The sequence below is a fragment of the Amycolatopsis sp. NPDC058986 genome, assembly GCF_042741125.1.
Taxonomy (GTDB): Bacteria; Actinomycetota; Actinomycetes; order Mycobacteriales; family Pseudonocardiaceae; genus Amycolatopsis.
In genome coordinates this window covers 64,470-87,321 of the sequence record NZ_JBHYJW010000014.1, presented here as the reverse complement: position 1 = coordinate 87,321, position 22,852 = coordinate 64,470, and the positions used below count along the sequence as shown (strand labels likewise).

Annotated in this window: 20 protein-coding genes; 11 read left to right on the top strand and 9 right to left on the bottom strand. The window is 70.8% G+C overall.

The window, feature by feature from the left end; all coding sequences use genetic code 11:
* Positions 1–37 precede the first annotated feature (37 nt).
* Positions 38–535 carry a GNAT family N-acetyltransferase gene (locus tag ACFW0G_RS15310; protein ID WP_378325830.1) on the top strand — a complete coding sequence of 166 codons (498 nt, stop codon included), beginning with the start codon at positions 38–40 and terminating at the stop codon, positions 533–535.
* A gap of 47 nt (positions 536–582) precedes the next feature.
* Here ACFW0G_RS15310 and ACFW0G_RS15305 read toward each other — a convergent pair whose 3' ends face one another.
* On the bottom strand, positions 583–1,992 hold the full coding sequence (locus tag ACFW0G_RS15305; RefSeq protein ID WP_378325829.1) for a pentapeptide repeat-containing protein: 1,410 nt from the start codon (positions 1,990–1,992) through the stop codon (positions 583–585).
* Positions 1,993–2,767: 775 nt separating this feature from the next.
* Here ACFW0G_RS15305 and ACFW0G_RS15300 point away from each other — a divergent pair.
* The 6 genes from ACFW0G_RS15300 to ACFW0G_RS15275 are packed head-to-tail and all read left to right on the top strand — an operon-like array spanning position 2,768 to position 9,449.
* Entirely contained in the window at positions 2,768–3,553 is a 786-nt protein-coding gene (locus ACFW0G_RS15300) for a thioesterase II family protein (protein ID WP_378325828.1), read from the top strand.
* Complete coding sequence (locus ACFW0G_RS15295) at positions 3,546–5,303, top strand: amino acid adenylation domain-containing protein (protein WP_378325827.1); 1,758 nt, start codon at positions 3,546–3,548, stop codon at positions 5,301–5,303. Before ACFW0G_RS15300 ends, ACFW0G_RS15295 begins: the two co-directional genes overlap by 8 nt.
* The gene (locus tag ACFW0G_RS15290; RefSeq protein WP_378325826.1) at positions 5,300–6,667 is read left to right on the top strand and encodes a tryptophan 7-halogenase; all 1,368 of its coding nucleotides are present in this window, start codon (positions 5,300–5,302) and stop codon (positions 6,665–6,667) included. Before ACFW0G_RS15295 ends, ACFW0G_RS15290 begins: the two co-directional genes overlap by 4 nt.
* Positions 6,660–7,823 (top strand): cation:proton antiporter, encoded by a 1,164-nt coding sequence (locus ACFW0G_RS15285; protein WP_378325825.1) that lies wholly within the window; start codon positions 6,660–6,662, stop codon positions 7,821–7,823. Before ACFW0G_RS15290 ends, ACFW0G_RS15285 begins: the two co-directional genes overlap by 8 nt.
* Before the next feature lies 1 nt (position 7,824).
* Positions 7,825–9,225: a tryptophanase gene (locus tag ACFW0G_RS15280; protein WP_378325823.1), complete on the top strand. Its 1,401-nt coding sequence runs from the start codon at positions 7,825–7,827 to the stop codon at positions 9,223–9,225.
* Between the two features lie 47 nt (positions 9,226–9,272).
* The gene (locus ACFW0G_RS15275) at positions 9,273–9,449 is read left to right on the top strand and encodes a hypothetical protein (RefSeq protein WP_378325822.1); all 177 of its coding nucleotides are present in this window, start codon (positions 9,273–9,275) and stop codon (positions 9,447–9,449) included.
* A gap of 48 nt (positions 9,450–9,497) precedes the next feature.
* Here ACFW0G_RS15275 and ACFW0G_RS15270 read toward each other — a convergent pair whose 3' ends face one another.
* Entirely contained in the window at positions 9,498–9,665 is a 168-nt protein-coding gene (locus tag ACFW0G_RS15270) for a hypothetical protein (protein WP_378325821.1), read from the bottom strand.
* A 349-nt stretch (positions 9,666–10,014) separates the two neighbouring features.
* Here ACFW0G_RS15270 and ACFW0G_RS15265 point away from each other — a divergent pair, with 349 nt between their 5' ends.
* Positions 10,015–11,769: a helix-turn-helix domain-containing protein gene (locus ACFW0G_RS15265; RefSeq protein WP_378325819.1), complete on the top strand. Its 1,755-nt coding sequence runs from the start codon at positions 10,015–10,017 to the stop codon at positions 11,767–11,769.
* Here ACFW0G_RS15265 and ACFW0G_RS15260 read toward each other — a convergent pair.
* The 3 genes from ACFW0G_RS15260 to ACFW0G_RS15250 all read right to left on the bottom strand — a co-directional run bounded on the left by ACFW0G_RS15260 (position 11,735) and on the right by ACFW0G_RS15250 (position 14,829).
* On the bottom strand, positions 11,735–13,075 hold the full coding sequence (locus ACFW0G_RS15260) for an MFS transporter (protein WP_378325818.1): 1,341 nt from the start codon (positions 13,073–13,075) through the stop codon (positions 11,735–11,737). The genes ACFW0G_RS15265 and ACFW0G_RS15260 overlap by 35 nt on opposite strands.
* A gap of 49 nt (positions 13,076–13,124) precedes the next feature.
* Positions 13,125–13,874, bottom strand: coding sequence for a 3-hydroxybutyrate dehydrogenase (locus ACFW0G_RS15255; protein WP_378325817.1), 750 nt, complete (start codon positions 13,872–13,874; stop codon positions 13,125–13,127).
* A gap of 100 nt (positions 13,875–13,974) precedes the next feature.
* Positions 13,975–14,829: a LysR family transcriptional regulator gene (locus ACFW0G_RS15250; protein ID WP_378325815.1), complete on the bottom strand. Its 855-nt coding sequence runs from the start codon at positions 14,827–14,829 to the stop codon at positions 13,975–13,977.
* Between the two features lie 131 nt (positions 14,830–14,960).
* Here ACFW0G_RS15250 and ACFW0G_RS15245 point away from each other — a divergent pair, with 131 nt between their 5' ends.
* Together ACFW0G_RS15245 and ACFW0G_RS15240 are read left to right on the top strand one after the other, a co-directional pair.
* Entirely contained in the window at positions 14,961–16,445 is a 1,485-nt protein-coding gene (locus ACFW0G_RS15245; RefSeq protein WP_378325814.1) for a CoA transferase, read from the top strand.
* 37 nt (positions 16,446–16,482) lie between these two features.
* A complete protein-coding gene (locus ACFW0G_RS15240) occupies positions 16,483–17,007 on the top strand; it encodes a GNAT family N-acetyltransferase (RefSeq protein WP_378325813.1) in 525 nt (174 codons plus the stop codon).
* On the opposite strand, the gene ACFW0G_RS15235 is transcribed toward ACFW0G_RS15240, so the two are convergent.
* Together ACFW0G_RS15235 and ACFW0G_RS15230 are read right to left on the bottom strand one after the other, a co-directional pair.
* A complete protein-coding gene (locus ACFW0G_RS15235) occupies positions 16,969–18,081 on the bottom strand; it encodes a hypothetical protein (protein ID WP_378325812.1) in 1,113 nt (370 codons plus the stop codon). The genes ACFW0G_RS15240 and ACFW0G_RS15235 overlap by 39 nt on opposite strands.
* Positions 18,082–18,124: 43 nt before the next feature.
* Entirely contained in the window at positions 18,125–19,234 is a 1,110-nt protein-coding gene (locus tag ACFW0G_RS15230) for a helix-turn-helix domain-containing protein (protein ID WP_378325811.1), read from the bottom strand.
* Positions 19,235–19,578: 344 nt separating this feature from the next.
* Here ACFW0G_RS15230 and ACFW0G_RS15225 point away from each other — a divergent pair, with 344 nt between their 5' ends.
* The gene (locus ACFW0G_RS15225; RefSeq protein ID WP_378325810.1) at positions 19,579–19,830 is read left to right on the top strand and encodes a hypothetical protein; all 252 of its coding nucleotides are present in this window, start codon (positions 19,579–19,581) and stop codon (positions 19,828–19,830) included.
* 60 nt (positions 19,831–19,890) lie between these two features.
* On the opposite strand, the gene ACFW0G_RS15220 is transcribed toward ACFW0G_RS15225, so the two are convergent.
* Together ACFW0G_RS15220 and ACFW0G_RS15215 are read right to left on the bottom strand one after the other, a co-directional pair.
* Positions 19,891–21,606 carry a GAF domain-containing protein gene (locus ACFW0G_RS15220; RefSeq protein WP_378325809.1) on the bottom strand — a complete coding sequence of 572 codons (1,716 nt, stop codon included), beginning with the start codon at positions 21,604–21,606 and terminating at the stop codon, positions 19,891–19,893.
* A gap of 53 nt (positions 21,607–21,659) precedes the next feature.
* Positions 21,660–22,703, bottom strand: coding sequence for an Acg family FMN-binding oxidoreductase (locus ACFW0G_RS15215; RefSeq protein WP_378325808.1), 1,044 nt, complete (start codon positions 22,701–22,703; stop codon positions 21,660–21,662).
* Positions 22,704–22,852 lie beyond the last annotated feature (149 nt).

Sequence of the window (22,852 nt, the reverse complement as noted above, 5' to 3'; positions counted from 1 at the left end):
TTGCCCCGGGCGACCGGCCGGCATTAGACACGGGGCCGTGCGTCTCGACGAACTCTCCGCCGTCCCGGGTGCCGACATCGCTCCGCTCCTGCCCGGCGAATGCCCCGAACTGCTGGTCCTGCAACGCTGTTGCTGGGTGCAGGAAGCCATCGCGAACGACACCCTCGCCATCCCGGCACTGCACGAAACCCTCGACGACGTCCGCGATTGGACCAGGACGTGGTCGACGTGGCGTGTGCGGCAAGGCCCTCGGATGATCGCCGCGGCACGCGCCCGGCTCGACGGCCGGACGTGGGAACTCGGCAGGCTCATGGTGGCGCCCGATCTGGCCGGGCGCGGCCTCGGCCGCTGGCTGTTGTCCTACGTCGAGAACCAGGCGCCCGCCGACGCGCGGCGGTTCACGCTCTTCACCGGACACCGCAGCATCCGCAACCTCGAGCTCTACCAGCGCGCCGGTTACCGGCCGGCCGACATGGACCACCCCGCGCCCGGCCACATCGCGGGCGCGGTGTTCCTCACCAAGCCTCGCGGGTGACCGGCCGACGGCCCATTTGTCCACTGTGGACTGAAGCGGCCGGCCTCTCATCGGCTGCTTCCGGGGCGACCATCCGGGCCGGTACCGCGCACGCCCCCGGTTTCCGGTGGCGCGAGTGCCTTCGCCGGTTCCGGCACACCTCGCCGGAACTTCGTGTCGGTGAAGTCAGCGGCCCCACCGAATGTCGCGTCGGCGAATCGCACGTTCCCGGCGAAGCTCGCCCTGCCGAACCGGGCGTCTCCAGCGAAGCCAGCCGTGTCGAACAGGGCGTCTCCGGCGAACGTCGCTCCGCCGAAACCCGCGTCACCGGCGAAGGTGGCCCCATCGAACACCGTATATCCGGCAAAGGTGGCGTTGTCGAATACGGCGTGCCCAGCGAAGCTCGTGGTGCCGAACCCCGTGTACGCGACGAATCGCGTTCTGACGAATCCGGCGTATCCGGCGAAGGAAGCCCCGTCGAACGCGGCATGCCCGGCGAAAGTGGCTCTACCGAAGCGGACGTCTCCGGCGAACGAAGCACCGTCGAACGCGGTGTTCCCGGAGAACCTCGCCCCGCCGAACCGTGCGTCCCCGGCGAAAGACGCTCCGGCGAAGCCCGCGTATCCGGCGAAAGTCGCTCCCCCGAACCCGGTGTTCACGGGAAAGACGGCGGCGTCGAACCGCGCGTCCCCGGTGAAGGTCACCCCGTCGAAGCCTGCGCCTCCGACGAACTCGGCGCCGGTGAAAATTGCCGTTCCGAGCCGGCTGCCGGCGAGGTCGAAGTCGATGAGAGTGGCGCCGGTGAGATTGAGGTCGACATCCGCCCAGAAGGCGCTCAGCGGATGACCGTGATCGTCGGTGGGCCGGAGGTGCGCGGTCAGGATGCGTTGCGCGGTCAGCCGGACCTCGCGTTCCTGCTGGACGTCGTCCCGCAGGACGGATCGTGGCGGCGCGGCCTGGCGTGGTGACGACGGGGCGAGGGGACGGCGGATCCCGCGCCGCGGTCGCGAGCGCTCCCCGCCGGGAAGCGCGTAGGGTGCACGCAGGTAGGCGCAGAGCACGTTGACGACGGTTTGCCGGTGCGCGGGGTTGTCCTTGGCGACACGTTCGAGGGCGTGGAGCCCACCGTGCCGGACCGCGGCCTCGCCGGAGCCAAGCTGTTCCACCGCCTTCACGTACAACTCCGTCAGACGCCGTTCACGCGCGTCGTGCTCCGTGGACCACTGACGCCGCCCGTTCAGTACCAGCGCGACCACACCGGCGGCTCCCGCACCGACAGTGAGCCCGGTCCTGATCAGCTCGATCCGGTTACGCGCCTGCTCACCAGGCTGGCCGTCGTCGCCGACGAAAGCCAGCAGCGCCGTCACGGCCGCGGCGGCCACCGCCGCGACGGGGAGGACGATCACGACTATCGACCACCACCACGTCCCTTCACGACCGTGCCACCATCGCGCCACCCTGCCGTTCATCCGGTTCATGTCCGCAAGTCGCCGGAACGACGTCCGGTGCTACGCGGAGTTCGGACGGCTGCGAGGTCCGTGAAGGCCTCCTTACCGGCGCTCAGGGAAGGCAAGGAGGCCCTCACGGGCCGGACACCCTCGGCCCCCGGGCCGTCACCGGCCGACGGCCCGGAGGCGCTGAATGGAAATACGCAAAGGCGAATTGCACACCAGGCGTGTCCGGACAAACACATCTCCGACAATTCACGAAATTCCTTCGCGTCTCCCGCGAGACAAGCCATTCACATTTACTCCCGCACGAAAAGTCCACTGTGGACAATAAGATCCCCCGCGCGGGGGACGCGTTTCACGATGCCGAATTCTGCGATCAAAACGTTACCCCGGATGGCCCAAGGAGGTCGTATCTTTCGGACTAGTGCTTGCGTTGGGCAGTACGAAGAGGAGGACGAGGGCCCGCACTCGTCCGGCGGCCGGTGTGACCGTCGCGCGGTGAAGGAGCGGGAGGGGCAGGCCAGTCGAGGAGGTCGGTCCCGTAGGCGCAGGTCGCCGGTTCCGCCGGTCGCTCGTGAACGACCGCGGACCTCGGTGACGACGCGACACAAGCGCAGAGCGCTCACATAATTCGGGAAAGAGTCAGCGGTTCCGCACGGCCGACTCACCGTGGACAAGAACCACTGGTGATCCCATTTCGTGGTTACGGCAGGCGGCTGCGCGGTCAATTCCGCACACGGTCGTGGTCTCCCCCTTCCGGGTTACGACGCGCCCGCCGACGGCGTTTCGGAGGATTCGCATGATGACGTCCGCGATCTCGGGTTTGTCTCCTGGAGACCCCGAGCCGGCCCGTGGCCACCGATACCTGTGCTTCCCGCCCGCCGGGGGCACGCTCGGCACGATGCGGGGCATCGGGCACGCGACGTCCGGCGCCTGGGGTGTGGAGTACCCGGGGCGGGGCGACCGGCTTCTCGACCCGCTGCCCGGCACATTGGAAGAGCTGGCGGAGCAAATCGCGCGGGAGATCCTCGGCGAGTTCGGCCCGCGCTCGGTGCCGCGGACGGTGCTGGCCGGGTTCAGCATGGGCGCCTTCGTCGCGTTCGAGGCGGCTCAGCGCATCCAGGCATGGCACGGCGTGGCGCCCGCCGCGGTCGTCGTCGTGGGGGCGTGCGCACCGCAGCGGCGGGTGCCCGGCGGCTTCGCGCGGACCGACGCGGTCGCGCTCGGACGGCTGCTCGACCGCAACGGCCTGACGCCGGTGATCGGCTATCGAGAGCATCCCGAAGCCTGGGAGTACGCCCTGGACCTGCTTCGCGGCGACCTGCGGCTGATGGGTGCGTATCACGGGCCCGCCGAGGTCGCGCTGCCGTGCCCGGTCGCCGCGCTGTGCGGCAGCGACGATCACGCGTTCGGCACCGTCGACGACGCGACCGGCGCCTGGCGGCGGTGGACGACAGGGCGGTTCTTCTCCGCCGTCGTGCCGGGCGGTCACCTCGGCCTGCTCGACGCCGGGCGGGAAGCGGAGTTCTGGCGCTGGATGCACCGGATCGAACAGGCCGTCACCGAGCAGGAGAACAGCGATGCCTGAACCTCGATTGTCCATTATGGATGGTGTGACGCGGCGGCTGCCCCGGACGAGCTGGGCCGCGCTGGTCGAACACCGCGCCGCGCTGTCCCCGCGCCGGATCGCACTGGTCGCCGACGGTGCCGCGTGGACGTTCGCCGAACTCGACCGCTGGAGCGCCCGCCTCGCCCGGCTGCTGCGGGAGTCCGGTGCACTGCCGGGATCGGTGGTCGCCTGCGCGCTGTCACGGTCCGCCCCTGCCGTGCTGGCCCCGCTCGCGGTCGCGAAGGCGGGGGCCGTGTATCTCCCGGTCGATCCCACCTGGCCAGGGGAACGGGTGGCCACCATTCTCGCCGAGGCCCGTCCTTCGGTGTTCCTGACCGACGTCCAGCGGCTGGGGCACCGAGCCGACATCGTGCTACCGCCGGACGGCTGGCAGGCCCGAATCTCCCACTACGACGAGAGCCGGATCTCCGGCGCTTCGCCCGACGGCCCCGCGTACATCCTCTACACGTCCGGCTCGACGGGTGTCCCCAAAGGCGTTGTCGTGGGACATCGGAGCCTGGTCAACCTCTACGGGGAACTCGCGGCCCGGTTCTTCCCGCCCGGCGGCAAAGCGCAACGAGTCGCGCACGGTCTGCCGCTGGCGTTCGACGCCTCGTGGGATCCCTTGCTGTGGCTGGCGGGCGGGCACGAGCTGCACCTGGTGCCCGACGAGGTCCGCGCCGATCCCGAGTGGTACGTCCGGTTCATCCGCGACCATCGGCTGTCGGTCGTCGAAGCGGTCCCGCCGCACATGGCCGCGATGCTGGACACGGGACTGCTCACCGGCGACGAACGTCCGGAGCTGCTGCTGATGGGCGGCGACGCGATCGGCCGGGAGCTGTGGTCACGGCTGCGCACGGCACCGGGGCTCACCGCAGTCAACCTCTACGGGCCCACGGAATGCACCGTGTTCACCACGACCTGCCCGCTGGCCGGCCGGGACACGCCCGCGATCGGCCGTCCCATCGGCAACACCGGCGTCCGCGTCGTCGACGCGGCACTGCGGCCGGTACCGGTGGGCGCGGCCGGTGAACTGGTGGTCACCGGAGCCTGTCTCGCGCTGGAGTACTTCGGCCGTCCCGAGCTGACCACCGATCGGTTCGGCACCGCGCCGCATCGGGCGTACCGGACCGGCGACCTGTGCCGGTGTCTGCCGGACGGACGGCTGGAGTGGCTCGGACGGCTGGACGATCAGGTCAAGATCCGCGGGTATCGCGTCGAACCGGGCGAAGTCGAACACGCCACGTTGGCGTTGCCAGGAGTACGCCAGGCCGTGGTCCGTGCCGAGGGTGAGGGGCCGACGCAGCGGCTGGTCGCCTACGTGGTGCTCGACCGCGGCACCGGTGAGGACGTGCGGACGCGGCTTCGCCAGGTACTGCCGGATCATCTGGTGCCTTCGGCCGTCGTCGCACTCGACGCGCTCCCGCTCGGGCCCCACGGCAAGATCGATCGTTCCGCGTTGACGTCGCTCGCCAGAACGCCGCGTCCCACGCTGACCGCCACCGAGGAACTGGTCGCGGCGCCGTTCCGAGACGTCCTGGGAATCCTCGACGTGCACGCGCACAGCGACTTCTTCGCGCTCGGCGGGCACAGCCTGTCCGCCGCCGCGCTCGCGGGACGGCTGCGGGCTCAGGGAGTGCCGTGCTCCCTGCGCGACGTCCTGCGCCGCCGCACGGTGGCCCGGCTCGCCGAACTCGTGCCCACCGGGGCGGAAGGAGCGGAGCTGTGACGAACGACTTCGACGTGATCGTCGTGGGCGGCGGTCCGGGCGGTTCGACGGCGGCGGGCCTCACCGCGGCGGAGGGCCACCGGGTGCTGCTGCTCGACAAGGAAACGTTTCCCCGGTACCAGATCGGTGAATCACTGCTGCCCGCGACCGTGCACGGGATCTGCGCGCTGCTCGGGGTCCGCGAGCGCGTCGAGCGGGCCGGGTTCGTCCGCAAGTTCGGCGGCCTGTTCCGGTGGGGCACGAACCCCGAGCCGTGGCTGTTCGCCTTCGCGGCGTCGCCCCGGATGGCGGGCCCGACCTGCTACGCCTACCAGGTCGAGCGCACCCGGTTCGACACCATCCTGCTCGACAACGCCCGCAGGCTCGGCGCCGACGTCCGCCAGGGCCGTCGGGTGACCGGCACGGTGCGGGACGGGGACCGCGTCAGCGGCGTCCGCTACGTCGACGACACGGGACACCAACGGCTGGCCACCGCGCGGTTCGTGGTCGACGCCTCCGGGAACGGCAGCCGCCTGCACAACGACGTCGGCGGCAGGCGGGAGTATTCGCCGTACTTCCGCAATCTCGCGCTGTTCGGCTACTTCACCGGCGGCCGGCGGCTGCCCGAACCCCACTCGGGCAACATCCTGTGCGCGGCGTTCGGCGACGGCTGGTTCTGGTACATCCCGCTGTCCGCGACCTTGACCAGCGTCGGCGCCGTGATCAAGTCCGAAGCCGCGGCCAGGGTGCGGGGTGACGTCGAGAGCGCTTTCCCCGCGCTGATCGGCGATTGCCCGCTGATCGCGGACCTGCTCCGCGACGCGAGCCGCGCCACCGACCCGCCGTACGACCGCCTGCGGGTGCGCAAGGACTACTCCTACGACCGGACCGCCCTGTGGTGTCCGGGAATGGTCCTGGTCGGCGACGCCGCCTGCTTCATCGACCCGGTGTTCTCCTCCGGCGTGCACCTGGCCACCTACAGCGCCTTGCTGGCCGCGCGATCGATCAACAGCGTGCTGGCGGGCGAGGTGGCCGAGAACCGCTGCTTCGCCGAGTTCGAAGCCCGCTACCGGCGGGAGTTCGCGGTGTTCCGCGAGTTCCTGATCGCCTTCTACCGGACGCGGACCGACGAAGGAACGTATTTCCGCCAAGCCCGCCGGGTCACCGGGCACCATGGCACGGATCGGGAAGCCTTCGCCGACCTCGTCGGCGGGATGTCCTCCGGCGATTTCGCGGGCGATCTCCTCGACAACGTGCTCGCGGAGGGGGCACAGCTGCAACTGCGCGGGATGCTGGGCGACGCCGCGGGTGACGAGCCGCCGATGTTCCCCGGCGGGCTGGTGCCGTCGCGGGACGGCCGCCGCTGGCAGGTGCCCGATGTCTGACAGCACGATCCTGCTCGCCACGTTCGCCGTCCTGCTGGGACTGGCCCGCGTCGCCGGCGCGGCGGCGGGCAGGCTGGGCCAGCCCGTGGTCGTCGGGGAGATCGCCTGCGGGCTGGTGCTCGGCTTCGCCTTGCCCGCCAAGGGACTTCCGGCCGCGGTGACCACGACCCTCGACGCGGTCGCCCAGCTGGGCCTGACGTTGTTCCTGTTCGGTGTCGGCGCCCGGCTCGCCCCGCACCTGACCCGGCGGCGCGTCACCGCCGTCGTCGTCCCGGCCGCCGGTGCCGCCGTGGTCCCGTTCGCGTTCGGGGCGGGGATCGCCCTGTGGCTGGCGCCGCGCCACGCACCCGCGGGCACGACCGCGTTCGTGCTGTTCACCGCGGCGGCCATGGCGGTGACGGCTTTTCCCGTGCTCGCAAGGATTCTCGGCGAACGAGGCCTGCTCGACGACGCCAGGGGCCAGTGCGCGCTCACCGCGGCGGCGATCACCGACGTGGGCGCCTGGACCGTGCTCGCGGTCGTCGTCGCGTCGCTGCACGACGGATCCCGGGCCTGGTCGCCGATGCTCGCGGCGCCGATCCTGATCGTCCTTTTCGGACTCACCGGGCGGTGGTTCGGTCGCTGGGCCGAGCGCTTGTCCCGCCAGGCGACGATCGCGCTCCTGGTGGCACTCGCGTGCGCCGGAGCGGCCGCCACGGACGCGATCGGGCTGCACCCCGCACTCGGCGCGTTCCTCGCCGGTGTCGCGGCGGGGCGTTCGATGCCCCGGCTCGATCCCGCCGGTCTGGTCGCGCCGGTCGGCTCACTGCTGGTACCCCTGTACTTCGTCCTCATTGGACAGAAGGTCGACCTCGGCGGCCTCGACCTCCGCGTTGCCGGGGAAACCCTCGCCGTCATCGTGGTCGCAGTGCTCGGCAAAGGCGGAGGCGCCTATCTGGGGGCCCGAGTCGCCGGGCAGACCCCGCGTTCGGCCGCGCTCTTCGCGACCCTGATGAACACCCGAGGGGTCACCGAACTCGTCTTCGTGAGCATCGGGCTGAGCCTCGGCGTCGTCGACAGCGTCTTCGCCACCGCGATGATCGTCATGGCGCTGGTGACCACCGGGATGACCGGCCCCCTCCTGAACCGCCTCCGCCCGACGATCGAGGTGCGCTGACATGATCGGATACCCGCCCGAACCGTGGCGCGTCAAAATGGTCGAACCCATCAGGGCGACCACCAGGGAGTACCGCGAGCAGGCGCTGCGCGACGCCGGGTGGAACCCGTGCCTGCTCCGGTCCGAGGACGTCTACGTCGACCTGTTCACCGATTCCGGCACCAACGCGATGTCGGACCGGCAGTGGTCGGCGCTCATGCGCGGCGACGAAGCCTATGCCGGGGCACGCAGCTTCTACGTGTTCGAGGAGGCCGTCCGCGCGCATTACGGCTACGAGCACGTCATCCCCGTGCATCAGGGGCGCGGCGGGGAGAACATCCTGTCCCGCTGTCTGATCCGCCCCGGCACGCACGTGCCAGGCAACATGTACTTCCCGAGCACCCGCGCGCATCAGGAGCTCAACGGCGCGACCTTCCACGACGTCATCATCGACGAGGCCCACGACCCGTCCTGCGAACATCCGTTCAAGGGCAACGTGGATCTCGGCAAGCTGCGCGCGGTCATCGCCGAGTTCGGCGCCGCGTCGATTCCGTACGTGTCGATCGCCGCGACCGTGAACATGGCCGGAGGTCAGCCGATCAGCGTCGCGAACCTCACCGAGGTCAGCGAACTGGCGCACGCCAACGGAATCCCGGTCTTCCTCGACACCGCCCGCGCGATCGAGAACGCCTGGTTCGTCCAGCAACGCGAACCCGGCTGGGCGAACGCGTCCGTCGCGGAGATCCTCCTCGCGCTGTGCGCGGCCACCGACGGTGCCGTGATGTCGGCCAAAAAGGACAGTCTCGCCAACATCGGTGGCTGGATCGGCCTGCGGGACAACGAACTGGCCGAGCAGGCACGCGGGCTCGTCCTGCTCTACGAAGGCCTGCACACCTACGGCGGCATGGCGGGCCGCGACATGGAAGCCATCGCGGCGGGCATCGCCGAATCCGTTGCGGAGGACCACATCCGGGCCCGCATCGCCCAGGTCGAGCACCTCGGCGGGCGGCTGCGCGACGCGGGTGTCCCGATCATCCTGCCGCTGGGCGGACACTGCGTGTGCGTCGACGCCACCGCCGCCCTGCCGCACCTTCCACGCACCGGCTTCACCGCGCAGACCCTCGCCGCGGCCGTGTACCTCCAGGCGGGCGTCCGCGGCGTCGAACGCGGCGCCGTCTCCGCCGGACGCGACCCCGTCACCGGCGAAAACCGTTTCCCGCCACTGGAATTCCTCCGCCTCGCCATCCCCCGGCGGGTCTACACCCGAAGCCACATCGACTACGTCGCGGACAACGTCATCGAAGTCCACCAGCAGCGCGAAAGCATCGTCCGCGGTCTCGCCTTCACCTACGAGCCACGCCACCTCAGGTTCTTCCAAGCCCGGTTCGCACCGGACGGCGGCGCGACCATCTTCGCCCGCTGACCCCGGCGTGGGGTTTGGTTCGGCTCACCGCCGGTTATCCCTCCGCCATGGACCACAGCAGGGCACCGGTTCTCGATGCGTTGTGCGAGTACCGTGACCAGGGCATCGCGCGAAAGCGGATCGGCCTGCTGTATCCCGCACCCGACGCGGGCGAGGACGACTTTCCGGACCTCGCCGTGCCCCTGCGGGGGCGGCCCGGCTGCTGGGCGTGCCCGCCGTGTTGACGGAAGCGGGGCCGCTCTTCACCGCGCCCGTCCTTTGAGGACAGACGCTCAGCGTTGCCTGCCTCGCCGCCGGGACCGGTGGATCGAGCTGGCCACGATCAGGACGGCGAACAGCGCCGCGCCGGCGAGCGAGAGCCAGCTCCACCCGGCGACCGCCATCCCGGTGACGGACAGCGCCACGCAGAGCGCTACGAGCAGAATGAAGGCGATAGCCACGCTGGCCTCCGACACGATCCGTCCGGCACCGACAGCGGAGGTTACCCGTTGACAGCGAGGCGAATCCTCGGCGCGGTCAAGGCCGCGGTCGACCGGGCCGGGGCCGGCGGCTACCGCGAGGCCACCGGCGACCGGCCCGGCGAGGACCGACGGGACCGGTGCGCCCGGCTCCGGACCCGGCCGATGAACGGGCCGTGCCGCGGGATCTCCCTCCGAACTCCGTCCTCGTCCAGCCGGTGGGTGTGTCGCGAACCCGAGCTCCGTTCGGGACGCTCATCGTCGGCAACGGAGCGTTCGCGACGTCGGGCGCCGCCGCGGCCCGGCGCGCACGGGTCACGTGGAGATGACGATGTCCGGAAGCACCGCGAAGCACATCGCCCGATGGCACAGGCTGGGCACCATGGCCGAGGACATCTACCAGGAACTCGAACGACGCCGCCGCCGCGAGGCCGAGCTGGCCGCGTTGTTCCGGACCGCGGGCGACCTCGCCGCGCTGCGCGACCTCGACCAGGTGCTGCAGGCCATCGTGCACCGCGCCCGCGCCCTGCTGCAGGCGGACGTGTCCTACCTGGCCCTGCACGACCCCGAACGCGGCGACACCTACATGCGCATGACCTCGGGCTCGGTCTCCGCGGCGTTCCAGCGGCTGCGGCTGCCGATGGGCGCCGGTCTCGGCGGCCTGGTCGCGCAGACCGCAGCCCCGTACGCCACCCCGGACTACCCGTCCGACTCGCGGTTCCAGCACACCCGGTCCATCGACGACGCGGTGTCCGAGGAAGGCCTGATCGGCATCCTCGGCGTGCCGCTGCGGCTAGGCTCGGCGGTGATCGGCGTGCTCTTCGCGGCCGACCGCAGGCAGCGGCCGTTCCCCGCCGAGGAGGTCTCGCTGCTCGGCTCGCTGGCCGACCACGCCGCGATCGCCATCGACAATGCCCGCAGGCTGCAGGAAACCCGGGCCGCGCTGACCGAACTGGCCACCACGACCCAGCTGTTGCGAGAACGCACCACGTCCCTCGAACGCGCCGCCGACGCCCACGATCGGCTCACCGACCTCGTCCTGCGCGGCGGCAGCCTCTCCGACGTCGCCGGTGCCGTCACCGACGTGCTCGGCGGGAGTCTGCTGGTGCTCGACGCCGCCGGCCGCCGGCTCTGCGGCGAGTTCGACGACGAGAACGCCATCACCGTTGCCCGCGCGCATTCCCGGGTCACCCGCAGCGAGGGCCGGTGGATCGCCCGCATCGCCGCGGGTGCCGAGCAGCTGGGCGCGCTGGTGCTGTCCCGGGAAACCGAGCTGGACGACGGGGAACAGCGGATCCTCGAGCGCGCCGCGCTGGCCACGGCGGTGCTGCTGCTGTTGCGCCGCTCGGCCGCGGAAGCCGAGCACCGGGTCCGCGGCGACCTGCTCGCCGACCTCATCCTCACCCCGCACCGCGACCCCGACCGGCTGACCGCCCGCGCCGACGCGCTGGGCATCGACCTCGCCCAGCCACACACCGTGGTCGTCGTGGACGCCGGTGAGCACGAGCCGCATCACCTCGGCCGCGTCCTCGTCCGCCTCGCCACCGCCAAGGCCGGGCTGGCCACCCGTCACCACGGCAGGCACATCCTGCTTCTGCCCGGCGACGATCCCGGCGCGGCGGCCCGCGCCGTCGCCACCGAACTCGGGGTCACCACCGGCGCCGCCGGCCCCGCCACGGGCCTGGCGGCGATACCCGGCGCGCACGACGAGGCGACCCGCTGTCTCGACGCCCTGCTCGCCTTCGACCGCGTCGGCGAGGGCGCGTGCCTGCGCGATCTGGGTTTTCTCGGGCTGGTCATCGGCAGGCACAGCGATCTCCCGGGCTTCGTGCACGACGTCGTGGGACCCGTGCTCGACTACGACCGGCGCCGGGGAACCGAACTGGTGTCCACTGTGGAGGCTTATTTCGCGGCGGGACGCAGCCCGGCCCGTGCCTGCGGGACGCTCCACGTCCACGTCAACACCGTCACGCAACGGCTGGAGCGAGTCACCACCTTGCTCGGCGAAGACTGGCAGGAACCCGAGCGCTCCCTGGAAATCCAGCTCGCGCTCAAACTCCACCGCGCGACGACACCACGACGGTAGCTTCGCCGGAATCCTCGGTGTGCAGCGACGTTCCCCGCGTTTCCCGGGCCGCCAGCAGCGCCAGCACGGTCAGCGCGCACATCGCGGCGACGTAGAGCGAGACCGGGATCGTGCTGCCCCAGCGCTGGAAGAGCGCGACCGCGATCAGCGGGGCGACGGCGCCGGCGGCGATCGACGACAGCTGCCCGCCGACGGAAAGCCCGGTGTAGCGGACGCGCGTCGGGAACTGCTCGGCGAAGAACGCCGCCTGCGGCCCGTACATCGCGCCGTGCAGCACGAGCCCGATCGTGGTCGCCACCACGATCACCGCGGTCGATTTCGTGTCCAGTAGCGCGAAGAACGCGAAGCCCCACACCGCCATCGCGATCGCGCCGAACAGGTACACCGGTTTGCGGCCGGCACGGTCGGAAAGCAGGCCCCACAACGGAATAGTCACGAAGTGCACCACCGAGCCGAGCAGCACCGCGGTCAGCCCGGTCCCCTTCGGCAGATGCAGCCCGGTGGTGACGTAGACCAGGATGAACGCGGTGAGCACGTAGTAGGACACGTTCTCCGCCATCCGGGCGCCGATCGTGACCAGCACCTGACGCCCGTTGTGGCGGAAGACGTCGACCACCGGCACGTGCCTGCCGCCGCGTTCGGCGGCTTGCCGTTGCGCGGCAAGGAAAACCGGGGACTCGGCGACGGCCAGCCTGATCCACAGCCCGATCAGCAGCAGCACGCCCGAGAGCAGGAACGGGATCCGCCAGCCCCACGCCAGGAACGTCGCGTCCGACTGCGTCGCGGCCAGTATCGCCAGCACCGCGGTGGCCAGGAGGTTGCCACCGGGCGCCCCACACTGCGGCCAGGACGCCCAGAAGCCGCGCCGCTTCTCGTCGCCGTGCTCGGACACGATGAGCACCGCGCCGCCCCATTCACCGCCGAGCGCGAAACCCTGTACCAGCCGCAAAAAGGTGAGCAGCAGAGGTGCCGCGACACCCGCCGTGGCGAAGGTCGGGAGCACCCCCATCGCGCAGGTCGAACCGCCCATCAGCACCAGGCTGAGAACGAGGAGCTTCTTGCGGCCGAGCCGGTCGCCGAAGTGCCCGAAGACCAGTCCGCCGATCGGGCGCGCGAGAAATCCGACGGCATAGGTGAGAAACGCCAGCAGCGTGCCGGTCAACGGATCCGACGCCGGGAAGAACAGCTTGTTGAACACCAGCGCCGCGGCCGAGGTGTAGAGGAAGAAGTCGTACCACTCGATGGTGGTCCCGATCAGGCTCGCGCCGACGATCCTGGCGATCGGCGGCCGGTTCGCTGTGTGCACTGCGGACTCCACTTCGTCGGGGGCCAGAGGTGGTGGGGGGAAAGGATTTTCAGGCGGCGGTCCAGCCGCCGTCGAGCGGGAGGGAAGCGCCGGTGATGTGGTCCGCGTGCGGGCCGCACAGCCACACCACCAGTGCGGCGACGTCGGCGGGTTCGATCAGCCGCTTGATCGCCGCGCGCCGCATCAGCACCTGCCCGACGACGTCGTCACGCGGGATGCCGTGTTCGGCGGCCTGCGCGTCGATCTGGCCGTCGACCAGCGGGGTCCGCACATAGCCCGGACTGACGCAGTTGCTCGTCACCCCGTGCGCCGCACCCTCCAAAGCGGACACTTTCGACAGGCCTTCGAGCGCGTGTTTCGCCGCGACGTACGCGGCCTTGTACGGGCTGGCCCGCACTCCGTGCACGCTCGAGATGTTCACGATCCGGCCCCAGCCCGCCGTGTACATCGCCGGCAGGACGCGGCGGATCAGCAGGAACGGCGCGGTGACCATGAGGTCCTGGATCATCGTGAACCGCTCCGGCGGGAAGTCCGGCAGCGCGGCGACGTACTGGATCCCGGCGTTGTTCACCAGGATGTCGACGTCGGCCGGCAGCGCCTCGATCGCGACGGGATCGGTCAGGTCCGCGGCGTGCGCCCACCCGCCGCTCCCGGCGGCCGCCCGCTCGGCCCCGGCGGCGTCGATGTCGACCACGTGCACCTTCGCACCGGCGGCCGCCAGTGCCCGGACACAGGCCAGGCCGATGCCACCGGCGCCCCCGGTCACCAGAGCGGTCTTTCCACTCAACTCGCTGGTCATGGCGCAGAACGGTAAGCCAGGGCAGGGACCCCGGCCATGTCCGTGGAACCCACAACCCGCCCTCGGGACATGGCCGCGGAGCACATGTCCGCCGAAGCGTTTACCGGACGGAGGAAGCGAGTTCGCCGAAACGCCGCAGGAGTGCGTCGCTCTTGCGGCGAGTGGGCCACAGCAGCCGCACGGCCACCGGTGGGGCGCCGTTGAGCGGCACGTGGGCGACCCGCGCGTGAATGTGCGTCTCGGCCGCCGAGGTGGTCGTCGAGCCGACGCCGCGCCCGGCGGCGATGATGGCGAGCCACTCGTCGTAGCTGCCGCATTCGATCACCTGCGCGGGCTGCTGCGCCGGCGGCCACAGGCCGGCACTCGTCGCCCCGCTCACGGTGTTGACGACCAGCGGATACGCGGTCAGCTCCGACCACTCCAGCTCCGCACGGGCAGCCAGTGGCGATTCGACGGAAACCGCCGCGACGCGCTCCTCCTCGAACAACACCGTCTGCGTGATGCCCGGGGCGTGCACCGGGGCCCGCACCAAGGCGACATCGACGTCTCCGGAATGCAGGGCCGTCACGATGTCGTCCCGGCGCAGCAACGTCGCCGTCGCGCCCGTGGCGTTCTCGAACGCCGCCAGCAGGTCGCTGATCCACGGGTCGGGCAGCGCCCACTGGAAGCCGATCCGCAGGCTCGCCCGCCCACTGGCGGCGATCAGGGCCGCGTCGAGGTCGTGGAGCACGACACGCAGGCGTTCGAGCAGTTCGCTGCCGGTGTCGGTGAGTTCGACGCTGCGCGACGTGCGCTCCAGCAACCGGGCCCCCACCGCCGCTTCCAGCTGCTGGATGGTGCGGGTCAGGGCGGGCTGGGTGATCAGGAGGTCACCGCTGGCCGCCGTGAACGAGCGCCGCGTCGCGACCGCGACGAACGCCCGCAGGTGCCGTAGTTCCACCTCCACAAGAGCCACCCTACCGATCTATGCCGGGGACGCATGGATCGCCCTCAACAGGCATTTCTCTTCGCGCTTTCGGCTGCCTACCGTCGAAATCGAGCAGATCACCCCCGCGCGGAAGTACGGAAGAACAGGTAAGGAACACGATGAACACGACACCCGGAAATCCGCGTGCGTTCGACGAACTCATGGCGATCCGAGGCGGGGACAAGCTCGCCGCCGACGAGGTGACGATCAGCGGCTCGGACCCGCTGTTCGCCTCGCCGTTCCGGATCGGGGCGACCCTCGCCGACGCGCTGGCGGCCCGCGCGGTCGCGGCGAACGACCTGTGGGAACTGCGCACCGGCCGTCGCCAGCGCATCGCCGTCGACGTGCGAGCCGCTGCCGCCACGGCCCTCGGTGGCGAGGACATGACCCTCGTGCGCGACGCGTCCGGCGAGTACCGGCCGGCCCCGCTGTCTCCCGATGTCGAGCACATGGTCTCGCTCACCCAGCCCTGGCGGACCGCCGACGACCGGTGGTTCGTGCCGCACTTCAATCTGCCGCACCTCGAACGCCGGGTGCTGGACGTCCTGCGCTGCGAGGCCACTCCCGCGTCGGTCGAAGCCGCTGTCCGCACCTGGAAAGCGGAAGATCTCGAAGACGCCATCGCCGCCGCGGACGCTTGCGGCGGAATCGTCCGCACCGCCGGGGAATGGCTGACGCATCCGCACGGCGCTCATCTCGCCTCGCGCCCGGTCGTCGAAATCACCAGGATCGGCGACAGCGCGCCCGAGCCCCTGCCCGGCGGCGGCGAACCCTTGTCCGGCATCAGGGTTCTCGACCTCACCCGCATCCTCGCCGGTCCCACCGCCGGGCTGAGCATGGCCGAGCACGGAGCGGACGTACTCATGGTGACCGCCCCGCACCTGCCGCAGGTGCCCCCGTTCGTGCGCGACACCAGCCACGGCAAGCGCAGCACCTACCTCGACTTCACCAAGCCGGACGAGGCGGCACGCCTGCGCGACCTGACCCGCGACGCCGACGTGTTCATCGAGGGCTACCGTCCGCACCGGCTGGAAGCACACGGGTTCGGAGCCGAAGAACTCGCGCGGCTACGCCCCGGACTGGTGTACGTGAGCGTCAACTGCTTCGGGTCGGGCGGTCCGTTCGGTGCTCGTGCGGGCTGGGACCAGGTCGCCCAGGCGGTCACCGGGATCTGCGACATCCAGGGCGCCGCCATGAACGCCGGCCGGCCCCGGCTCACCCCGGTCTACCTCTGCGACTTCCTCACCGGTTTCCTCGCCGGCTTCGGCGCGATGCTCGCGCTCGCCCGGCGCAGCCGCGAAGGGGGCAGCTACCGAGTGCAGGTCTCGCTCAGCCAATCCGCGATGCTCCTGCAGCGCCAAGGACTGATCCGCGACTTCGAAGGCGCACCCGGCCGTCTGCGGCCCGACGAATTCGAGCGCTACGCGGTCACCGACGACAACACCGTCTACGGGGATCTCAAGAGCCTCGGCCCCGTCATCCGCATGTCCGAAACACCGCCCCGATGGGCGCGGACCACCCCTCGCCTGGGGAGCTACCGTCCAGAGTGGATTCAACCGGGTCTCGAGCGAGTCCCCGGAGCGGCCCAGTATCCTGCCACGTAATTCCGCAGCACGTGTCCGGCGAACAGGAGACCTGCCGATGGCCGAGCCCGAAGTCCGGCCGGCATGCTTCGGCGACCTGCGCCCGCTCGCCGACGTGTTCGGTGACCACGGCTTCTTCGTCGAGCGCCACGAACGGCAGAAAAACGGCAAGGGCATGCTGTTCGTCGCGTGGCTCGCCGGCCGGCCGGTCGGCGACGTCTACCTGTGGCAGGAAGAAGCCGAGGAGGCGCCGATCCGCGCGTACCTGCCCGGCGTCCCGCTGCTGACCCACCTCGAGGTCCGGCCGGACCGGCGCAACCGCGGCATCGGCACGGCGATCGTCGAACGGCTCGAACAGTACCTGCGCGAGCAGCAGCAGGATCGGATCGCGCTGGCCGTGCGCACCGACAACGCCGACGCCGCCCGGCTCTACGAACGCCTCGGCTACCGGGACTGGGGCCACGGCACCGTCGTGTGCCACACCGAAACGCTGGAAGCCGAAGAGTGCTACGTGCTGGTCAAGGACCTCGCCGTCGACGAGCCGTCACTCGCCGCGGCGAACGTAGCCGGCGCACTCCATTAGCCCGAGTTCGCACAGCACCTTCTCCGCCCTCGTGCCGCCAGGATGACGGCTCAGGCCGGCCGCGTGGTCGACGAACATCGTCTCCACGTGCTTGTGCCAGCGCTCGCGGTCCTCCCGCCATGCCGTGAGGTAGTCCACGCACAGCGACGGCGTGATCCGCGCGCTTTCGCCGCGGGCGGCCTCCAGCGCGGCTCGCATCCGTTCGGCCCGCTCCGGCGGGTGCTCGGTCCGGTCGAGCCTGCCGATGATCTCGCCGATGAACCGCCAGCGATGGTCGAGGAACTCCCGCCAGTACGCCGCGGTCGCGCCTGCCAGCCCCTTGCCCTGGTCCAGCAGCCAGAACACGCCCTCGGCCAAGCTGTCGCCGAACTCCTCGCTCCGTGCTCGCTCCTCGGTGGCGAAGGGGTCGTAGAACTTCTGCTCGGCGGCGCCGATCACGGCCGCCGGGCGCAGCCGGTCACCGTTGAGCAGGAAGAACCAGTCCTCGTTGTAGATCTTCGGGAAGAACGACCCCATCGACGCCCGCCCGACCGCCAGCGCGCCACCGCCGATGAACGTCGTCTGCTCGCCGTGCGTCGCGCGATGGGCGTGACAGACGACGGAGTTGTCCGGGAACTCGCCGATTTCCAGCCCGACGACCTCGTAGTGGTCGAGCAGCTGCGCGGCCCGCTCCAGATCGTCCGGGTCGGGCAGGTGGATGTCGTCGTCGAGGAACACCACCCGTTCCCAGCCCGCGAACCGGGCGAAGACCAGCCCCAGATTGCGCTTCGCACTGGTGTCCTTCGCGTAGTCGAAGGCCGCCCCTCGCAGGACGTCGGTGGTGGCGAACGCCGGCAGCAGGTCGGCGGGCATGTCATCGATGTCGACAGCGACCAGCTCGACGCCGCGGCCAGCGGCCAGCCGGACCGCTTCGGCGGCGGAAGCCCGTTGACTGCAGAAGGCGACGAGCACACAGTCCAGCCGCGCGGCGAACCCGATCGCCTTGGTCAGCTCCGCGGTCTCGTGGGCGATGGGGACGAGGATGGCGTCGAGCACCGGCTCGGCCTCCGCGCGAAACGGGACCTGTTCCAGCAAAGCCCGGTGCGAGCCGTGATGGTCGGGCGAGGACTTGCTCCGGTCACGCGTCCCTCCCCTGGCCTCTGACAAACCCCACCGCCGCCGACCACTCGTGCAGGCGCGTCGCCCGATCGGTCCAGTCGGGCGGCACCACTTGCCGGTTCACGATCTTCACCCGCATCAGCAAAGACCATTGAGCATAACCGGGGAGACGCTCGCGGACGTAGTTCTCGTTACGTTCGCGGAAACGAACGTCGGTCAGGGCACACACCGCCCCCAGGGTGCCGCTGGCGTACATCCCGTTGAACGACAGGACGGTCCGCTCCATGTTGTATGGGCTGGGGCCGCGATAGACGTGCGCGACGTCCTCGATCACCTCCCGGCGGCCCGCGTTGTCCCGGAGCTGGGGTTCGAACCGCACCACTCCGTCCTCGGTGTCCGCCTCGAACCAGCCGACGTCGTCGGAATCGTCCCGCGCGACCTGCCGGACGGGCAGTTCCAGGCGCCGCTGCAGGAACAGGTCCCTGGTCGCCTCGTTCCAGTCGACCCCGCCCAGCAACACCAGATGCGAGGTGTAGTCGGCGAGCGTCAGTTCGTTCGACAACCGCAGCTTGACCGCGTTGCCCGGGTTGAGCGCGCGGATCTGGCCGTACAGCTCGACCAGGGCGCCGAGGTCGGTGTAGCTGTACAGCTCGTCGTAGTCCGGGCTGTCCGGGTCGGAGTAGGGGTTTTTCGCCCGCATCTCCGGCGGCAGCGGCGCGCACACGATCGCGATGTCCTCGCGGGGCGGGAAGCGCAGCAGCCCGCCGGCCTCCTCGTCCGGATCTCCCCCGGACTTCCCGCGTGCCGCGTCGCGCAGTGCCTTCAGCTCGTCGAGCAGCCTGTCCCGCTCCGCGCGCTCGTCGGCGGTCAGCTCGTCCAGGCCCAGCAGCCGGTACGGCGGGCGCTCCACCGAACGCGGGGTGGCGAAGAACCGCGCGTACGCCTCCAGCCGTGTCTCCGGTGGCGTTTCGGGCTGCGACGTCCGCTCCCACGACGAGATCAGCGGACCGCTGCCGTCCAGCGCCTTGGCCAGCTGCAGCTGGGTGATGCTCGCGCCGGGCCAGTGGGACTTGCGCAGCTCCCGCAGGCGCCGCGCGAGTTCGACGGCCGGGCCGACCGGTGATACCACGACGAGTAGCTCCTCGGCTGAACTTCAGCTCAACTACTGAATACGAGCACCATACACCCGCGATCCGGCCACACATACCTTGACACGCAAGTACGTATCGCATCCCGTCGACCACGAGGCAACAAGCTGGAAACGGTCATTGCCGGGTTGCACACCCAGCCTCTAACCTGAATGCAGCTGAGATACCAAAATTTCAGTTTAATACCTGAAGTTCGAGCGGACAGGAGTCGATGAACACCCCCGTCAGCACCCTCCCACGCGGCCCGCCCGGCCGTGCCACCCGCGACGTCGCAGTACCGCGCACGGTGCCGCTCGACGTCCATCGATTCAGGGGAGCGCATGTCATGAACCCGGCGATCGAAACCTTGGCCACCGAAGCCGCCCCTGCCGCGCAGGGCATCTCCACCGGCCCCGCACTGGCTGTCGTCCTCGCGCTGATACTGACCATCGCGTTCGCGAAACTGCTGCGCCGGGTGGCGACCGTCGTGTCGACCCTGCTCAGCTCGGCCGGTTCCCTGATGGGCCTGCTGGCCACCGTGTTCGGGGTCGGCGCGCTGGCCGCGCTCACGATGATCGCGGTCGTGGTGGTCCGCTGACCACGACGACGTGCCCGCTCACCGGGCACCGGACTTTCCTTGCCCGGCAACGGCAACGCCCTAGGCCGAACGCAACGGAACCCGCCAGGTCACCGTGGTCCCCCCGTCGGGCCCCGCGGTGAACGTCACGGTCCCGTCGTTCTGCTCCGCGCGCCGCCGGAGGTTCTCCAAGCCACTGCGCGGAACGTCGTCAGGGAGGCCGATCCCGTTGTCGGCGACCGTGATGACCAAATCGTCGCCCGCCACGACGTCGACGGAGATCCAGTCGGCGCCCGAGTGCCGCAGCGCGTTGCTCAACGCCTCACGGACCACGGCTTCGGCGTGCTCGCGCAGGTCGCCCGGCACGAGCGTGTCGACGGCGCCGGAGATCCGCACCGAGGGCGCGACCGTGGTCGCCGTGGTCAGCTCGGTGATCAGGTCGAGCAGCCTGCGCCGCAGGCTGGTGGAGGCGTCGGTGCCGGTGCTGTGCAGGTCGAAGATCGACGTCCGGATCTCCCGCACGGTCTGGTCCAGCTGCTCGACGGCGGTCGTGACCCGGGTCCGCGCGAGCTCGTCGGCGATCCTCGGCATGATGCTCTGCAGGCTCATCCCGGTCGCGAACAACCGCTGGATGACGTGGTCGTGCAGATCCTGCGCGATGCGGTCCCGGTCGGCCAGCACGTCCAGCAGCCGCTGGCTGCGCTGCTTGTCCGCGAACTCCAGCGCCACCGCCGCCTGGTCGGCGAACGAGGACAGCATCGGGACCTGATCGGGTTTGAACTGCGCCGCGCCCTTGTCCCGCACGGCGAGCAGCACCCCGCCCACCCCGGCCGTGCTGATCAGCGGAACCGCGGCCGCGGGCCCGAACCCGGCCACCGCGGGCTCCGGGTCACCGGGCAGCGCCGAGTCGATGTCGGGGATCAGCCGCGGCTGACCGGTCGTCATGATCTCGTCGATCACCGTGTTGTCCATGGCGATCGACGCGCCGAGCACCAGGCCCGCCCTCGCCCCGGACGCGGCACTCACCGACATCGCCGGGCCGGGGGCGCCGAGCAGGATGAACGTGCCGTCCGCGGCCACCACCTCGCACGCGCGCTCCACCACCAGGCCGAGCGTGTCCGCCGCCGACGCCCCGCCCAGCAGGCCGCCGTTGATCTCGGCGACCGCCGCCAGCCACCGCTCGCGGGTCTTGGACCGCTCGAACATCCGCGCGTTGTCGATCGCCACCCCCGCCGCGGCCGCCAATGCCTCGAGCACCACCTCGTCGTCCGGGGTGAACTCGGCGGCGCCGCGCTTCTCGGTGAGATACAGGTTCCCGAACACCCTGTCCCGCACCCGCACCGGAACGCCGAGGAAACTGTGCATCGGCGGATGGTTCGCCGGGAACCCCACCGACGCCGGATGCCGCGCCAGATCCGGCACCCGCACCGGGCGCGGATCCTCGATCAGCATTCCGAGCAGGCCGCGCCCCTCCGGCAGGTGCCCCATGCCGGCCCGCGTCTCGGCGTCGATGCCGACGTAGACGAACTCCGACAGCCCCTCCTCCTCGGCGAGCACGCCAAGGGCTCCGTACCGCGCGTCGACGAGATCGACCGCCGCCTGCACGATGCGCTGCAAGGTCGAATCCAGCTCCAGACCGGTGGCCACCGCCATCACCGCGTCCACGAGCCCCTGCAGCTGGTCGCGGGTCTTCGCGATCTCGGTGAGCCGGTCCTGCACCTCGTGCAGGAGCTCGTCCAGGCGGAGACCGGTGAGCGACCCCGGTGCCGACGCCCGTGCCTCCGCACCCGCACCCATCACACATCGCTCCGTAATGTCCCGAGGCACACCCCGCGCGGCCTCCCGCGACATCAGGGTTCCATCTCGCGATTCCGCTGCCAAGGTGGGGACTCCGCGATCCGTGGCGGTCCGTGGCCCTCGTGGAAGACCTCGGCGGCCGGGCGCCGCGGTGTCCGGTGGGCCACCGGTTCCGCCGGGCGCCCGAACCGCATCACCAACTGGGGCATCCCCGGCAACCGCAGACGATCCGCCACCTGCTCGCGGACCGGGGCCACGTGCAGCGGCTGGGTCAGCACGGAAGCGGCGAGCCCCGCGTCGACGGCGGCCAGCCACGCTTGCTGCATGGCGATTCCGGCACGGACGTGATCCGCCCGCTCGTCACCCGCTGTGACGAAGAAGAGGAGGTGCTCTCGCTCCATCCGGGTGAGCAGCGTCTGCTGGTCCGGCACCCGGTGCCGCGCCGGGACCAGGTCCGCCCACAGTGGTCCGGCCAGGCCGTGAGCGGGCGCGAGCAGTCCGTCGCCGACGCCGTCCGGGCGCCACGCGGTCGTCCACTCCGCCAGCTCCGCCTGGTACTCCCGGTCACCGCGCAGGACCCGCGCGGCCCGTTCGAACAGCCCGGCCAACGCGGGGAGGTGGTCGTCCCGCACCAGCGCGGCCGCCACGCCCTGCCTCGTCGCCGCGCTGGCGACGACGTCGGCCACCTCGTCCGGGACACGGGCGCCCGCGAACGGGCGACGGTGACTGCGCCGCCGGGAGATCGCCTGGTACGCGTGCAGTTCCGCCGCGGACGGGGGCTCCTGTCCGTCGACCGGTACGGCCCCTGCCAGGGTGGCCGTACCGGACCCGGGAAGCGTGATCGCCGCCCGTCGGCCGAGCACGCGGACGGCGAGCTCCAAGTTCGCCAGCGCCGCGCCACAGGAGATGAGCCGGTCGCGACCGTCCGGGTCGTGCCGGTTCAGGGCCAGGTCGGGTCGTTCGAACACCTCGGCCCGGCCCGGCGGCAGCGCCAGCCGCCACGGCTGGGTGTTGTGCACCGACGGCGCCCACACCACCGCCCGCGCGAGCACCTCCACATCGCCCGCCGACCAGTCCTCTGTCACAGCCACGCTCATCCACGACTCCATCACGCCCCGTTACCCCCGATCCTGGGCGCTCCGCCGGGCGGGTGAAAGACAGCGAAAGGCCCCGCGCGTGGAGTCCTAGGTCCCGCAATGGACGTCAAGCGGCCGGTTCACCGGCGGACCGGGCAGCCTCGTCCGTC

What these genes read in the sequence shown, in the direction of transcription:
- ACFW0G_RS15305 (WP_378325829.1), bottom strand. Translation starts at nt 1,992, where the DNA reads ATGAACCGGATGAACGGCAGGGTGGCGCGATGGTGGCACGGTCGTGAA.
- ACFW0G_RS15300 (WP_378325828.1), top strand. Translation starts at nt 2,768, where the DNA reads ATGACGTCCGCGATCTCGGGTTTGTCTCCTGGAGACCCCGAGCCGGCC.
- ACFW0G_RS15295 (WP_378325827.1), top strand. Translation starts at nt 3,546, where the DNA reads ATGCCTGAACCTCGATTGTCCATTATGGATGGTGTGACGCGGCGGCTG.
- ACFW0G_RS15285 (WP_378325825.1), top strand. Translation starts at nt 6,660, where the DNA reads ATGTCTGACAGCACGATCCTGCTCGCCACGTTCGCCGTCCTGCTGGGA.
- ACFW0G_RS15280 (WP_378325823.1), top strand. Translation starts at nt 7,825, where the DNA reads ATGATCGGATACCCGCCCGAACCGTGGCGCGTCAAAATGGTCGAACCC.
- ACFW0G_RS15275 (WP_378325822.1), top strand. Translation starts at nt 9,273, where the DNA reads ATGGACCACAGCAGGGCACCGGTTCTCGATGCGTTGTGCGAGTACCGT.
- ACFW0G_RS15265 (WP_378325819.1), top strand. Translation starts at nt 10,015, where the DNA reads ATGTCCGGAAGCACCGCGAAGCACATCGCCCGATGGCACAGGCTGGGC.
- ACFW0G_RS15255 (WP_378325817.1), bottom strand. Translation starts at nt 13,874, where the DNA reads ATGACCAGCGAGTTGAGTGGAAAGACCGCTCTGGTGACCGGGGGCGCC.
- ACFW0G_RS15245 (WP_378325814.1), top strand. Translation starts at nt 14,961, where the DNA reads ATGAACACGACACCCGGAAATCCGCGTGCGTTCGACGAACTCATGGCG.
- ACFW0G_RS15240 (WP_378325813.1), top strand. Translation starts at nt 16,483, where the DNA reads ATGGCCGAGCCCGAAGTCCGGCCGGCATGCTTCGGCGACCTGCGCCCG.
- ACFW0G_RS15225 (WP_378325810.1), top strand. Translation starts at nt 19,579, where the DNA reads ATGAACCCGGCGATCGAAACCTTGGCCACCGAAGCCGCCCCTGCCGCG.
- ACFW0G_RS15220 (WP_378325809.1), bottom strand. Translation starts at nt 21,606, where the DNA reads ATGGGTGCGGGTGCGGAGGCACGGGCGTCGGCACCGGGGTCGCTCACC.
- ACFW0G_RS15215 (WP_378325808.1), bottom strand. Translation starts at nt 22,703, where the DNA reads ATGAGCGTGGCTGTGACAGAGGACTGGTCGGCGGGCGATGTGGAGGTG.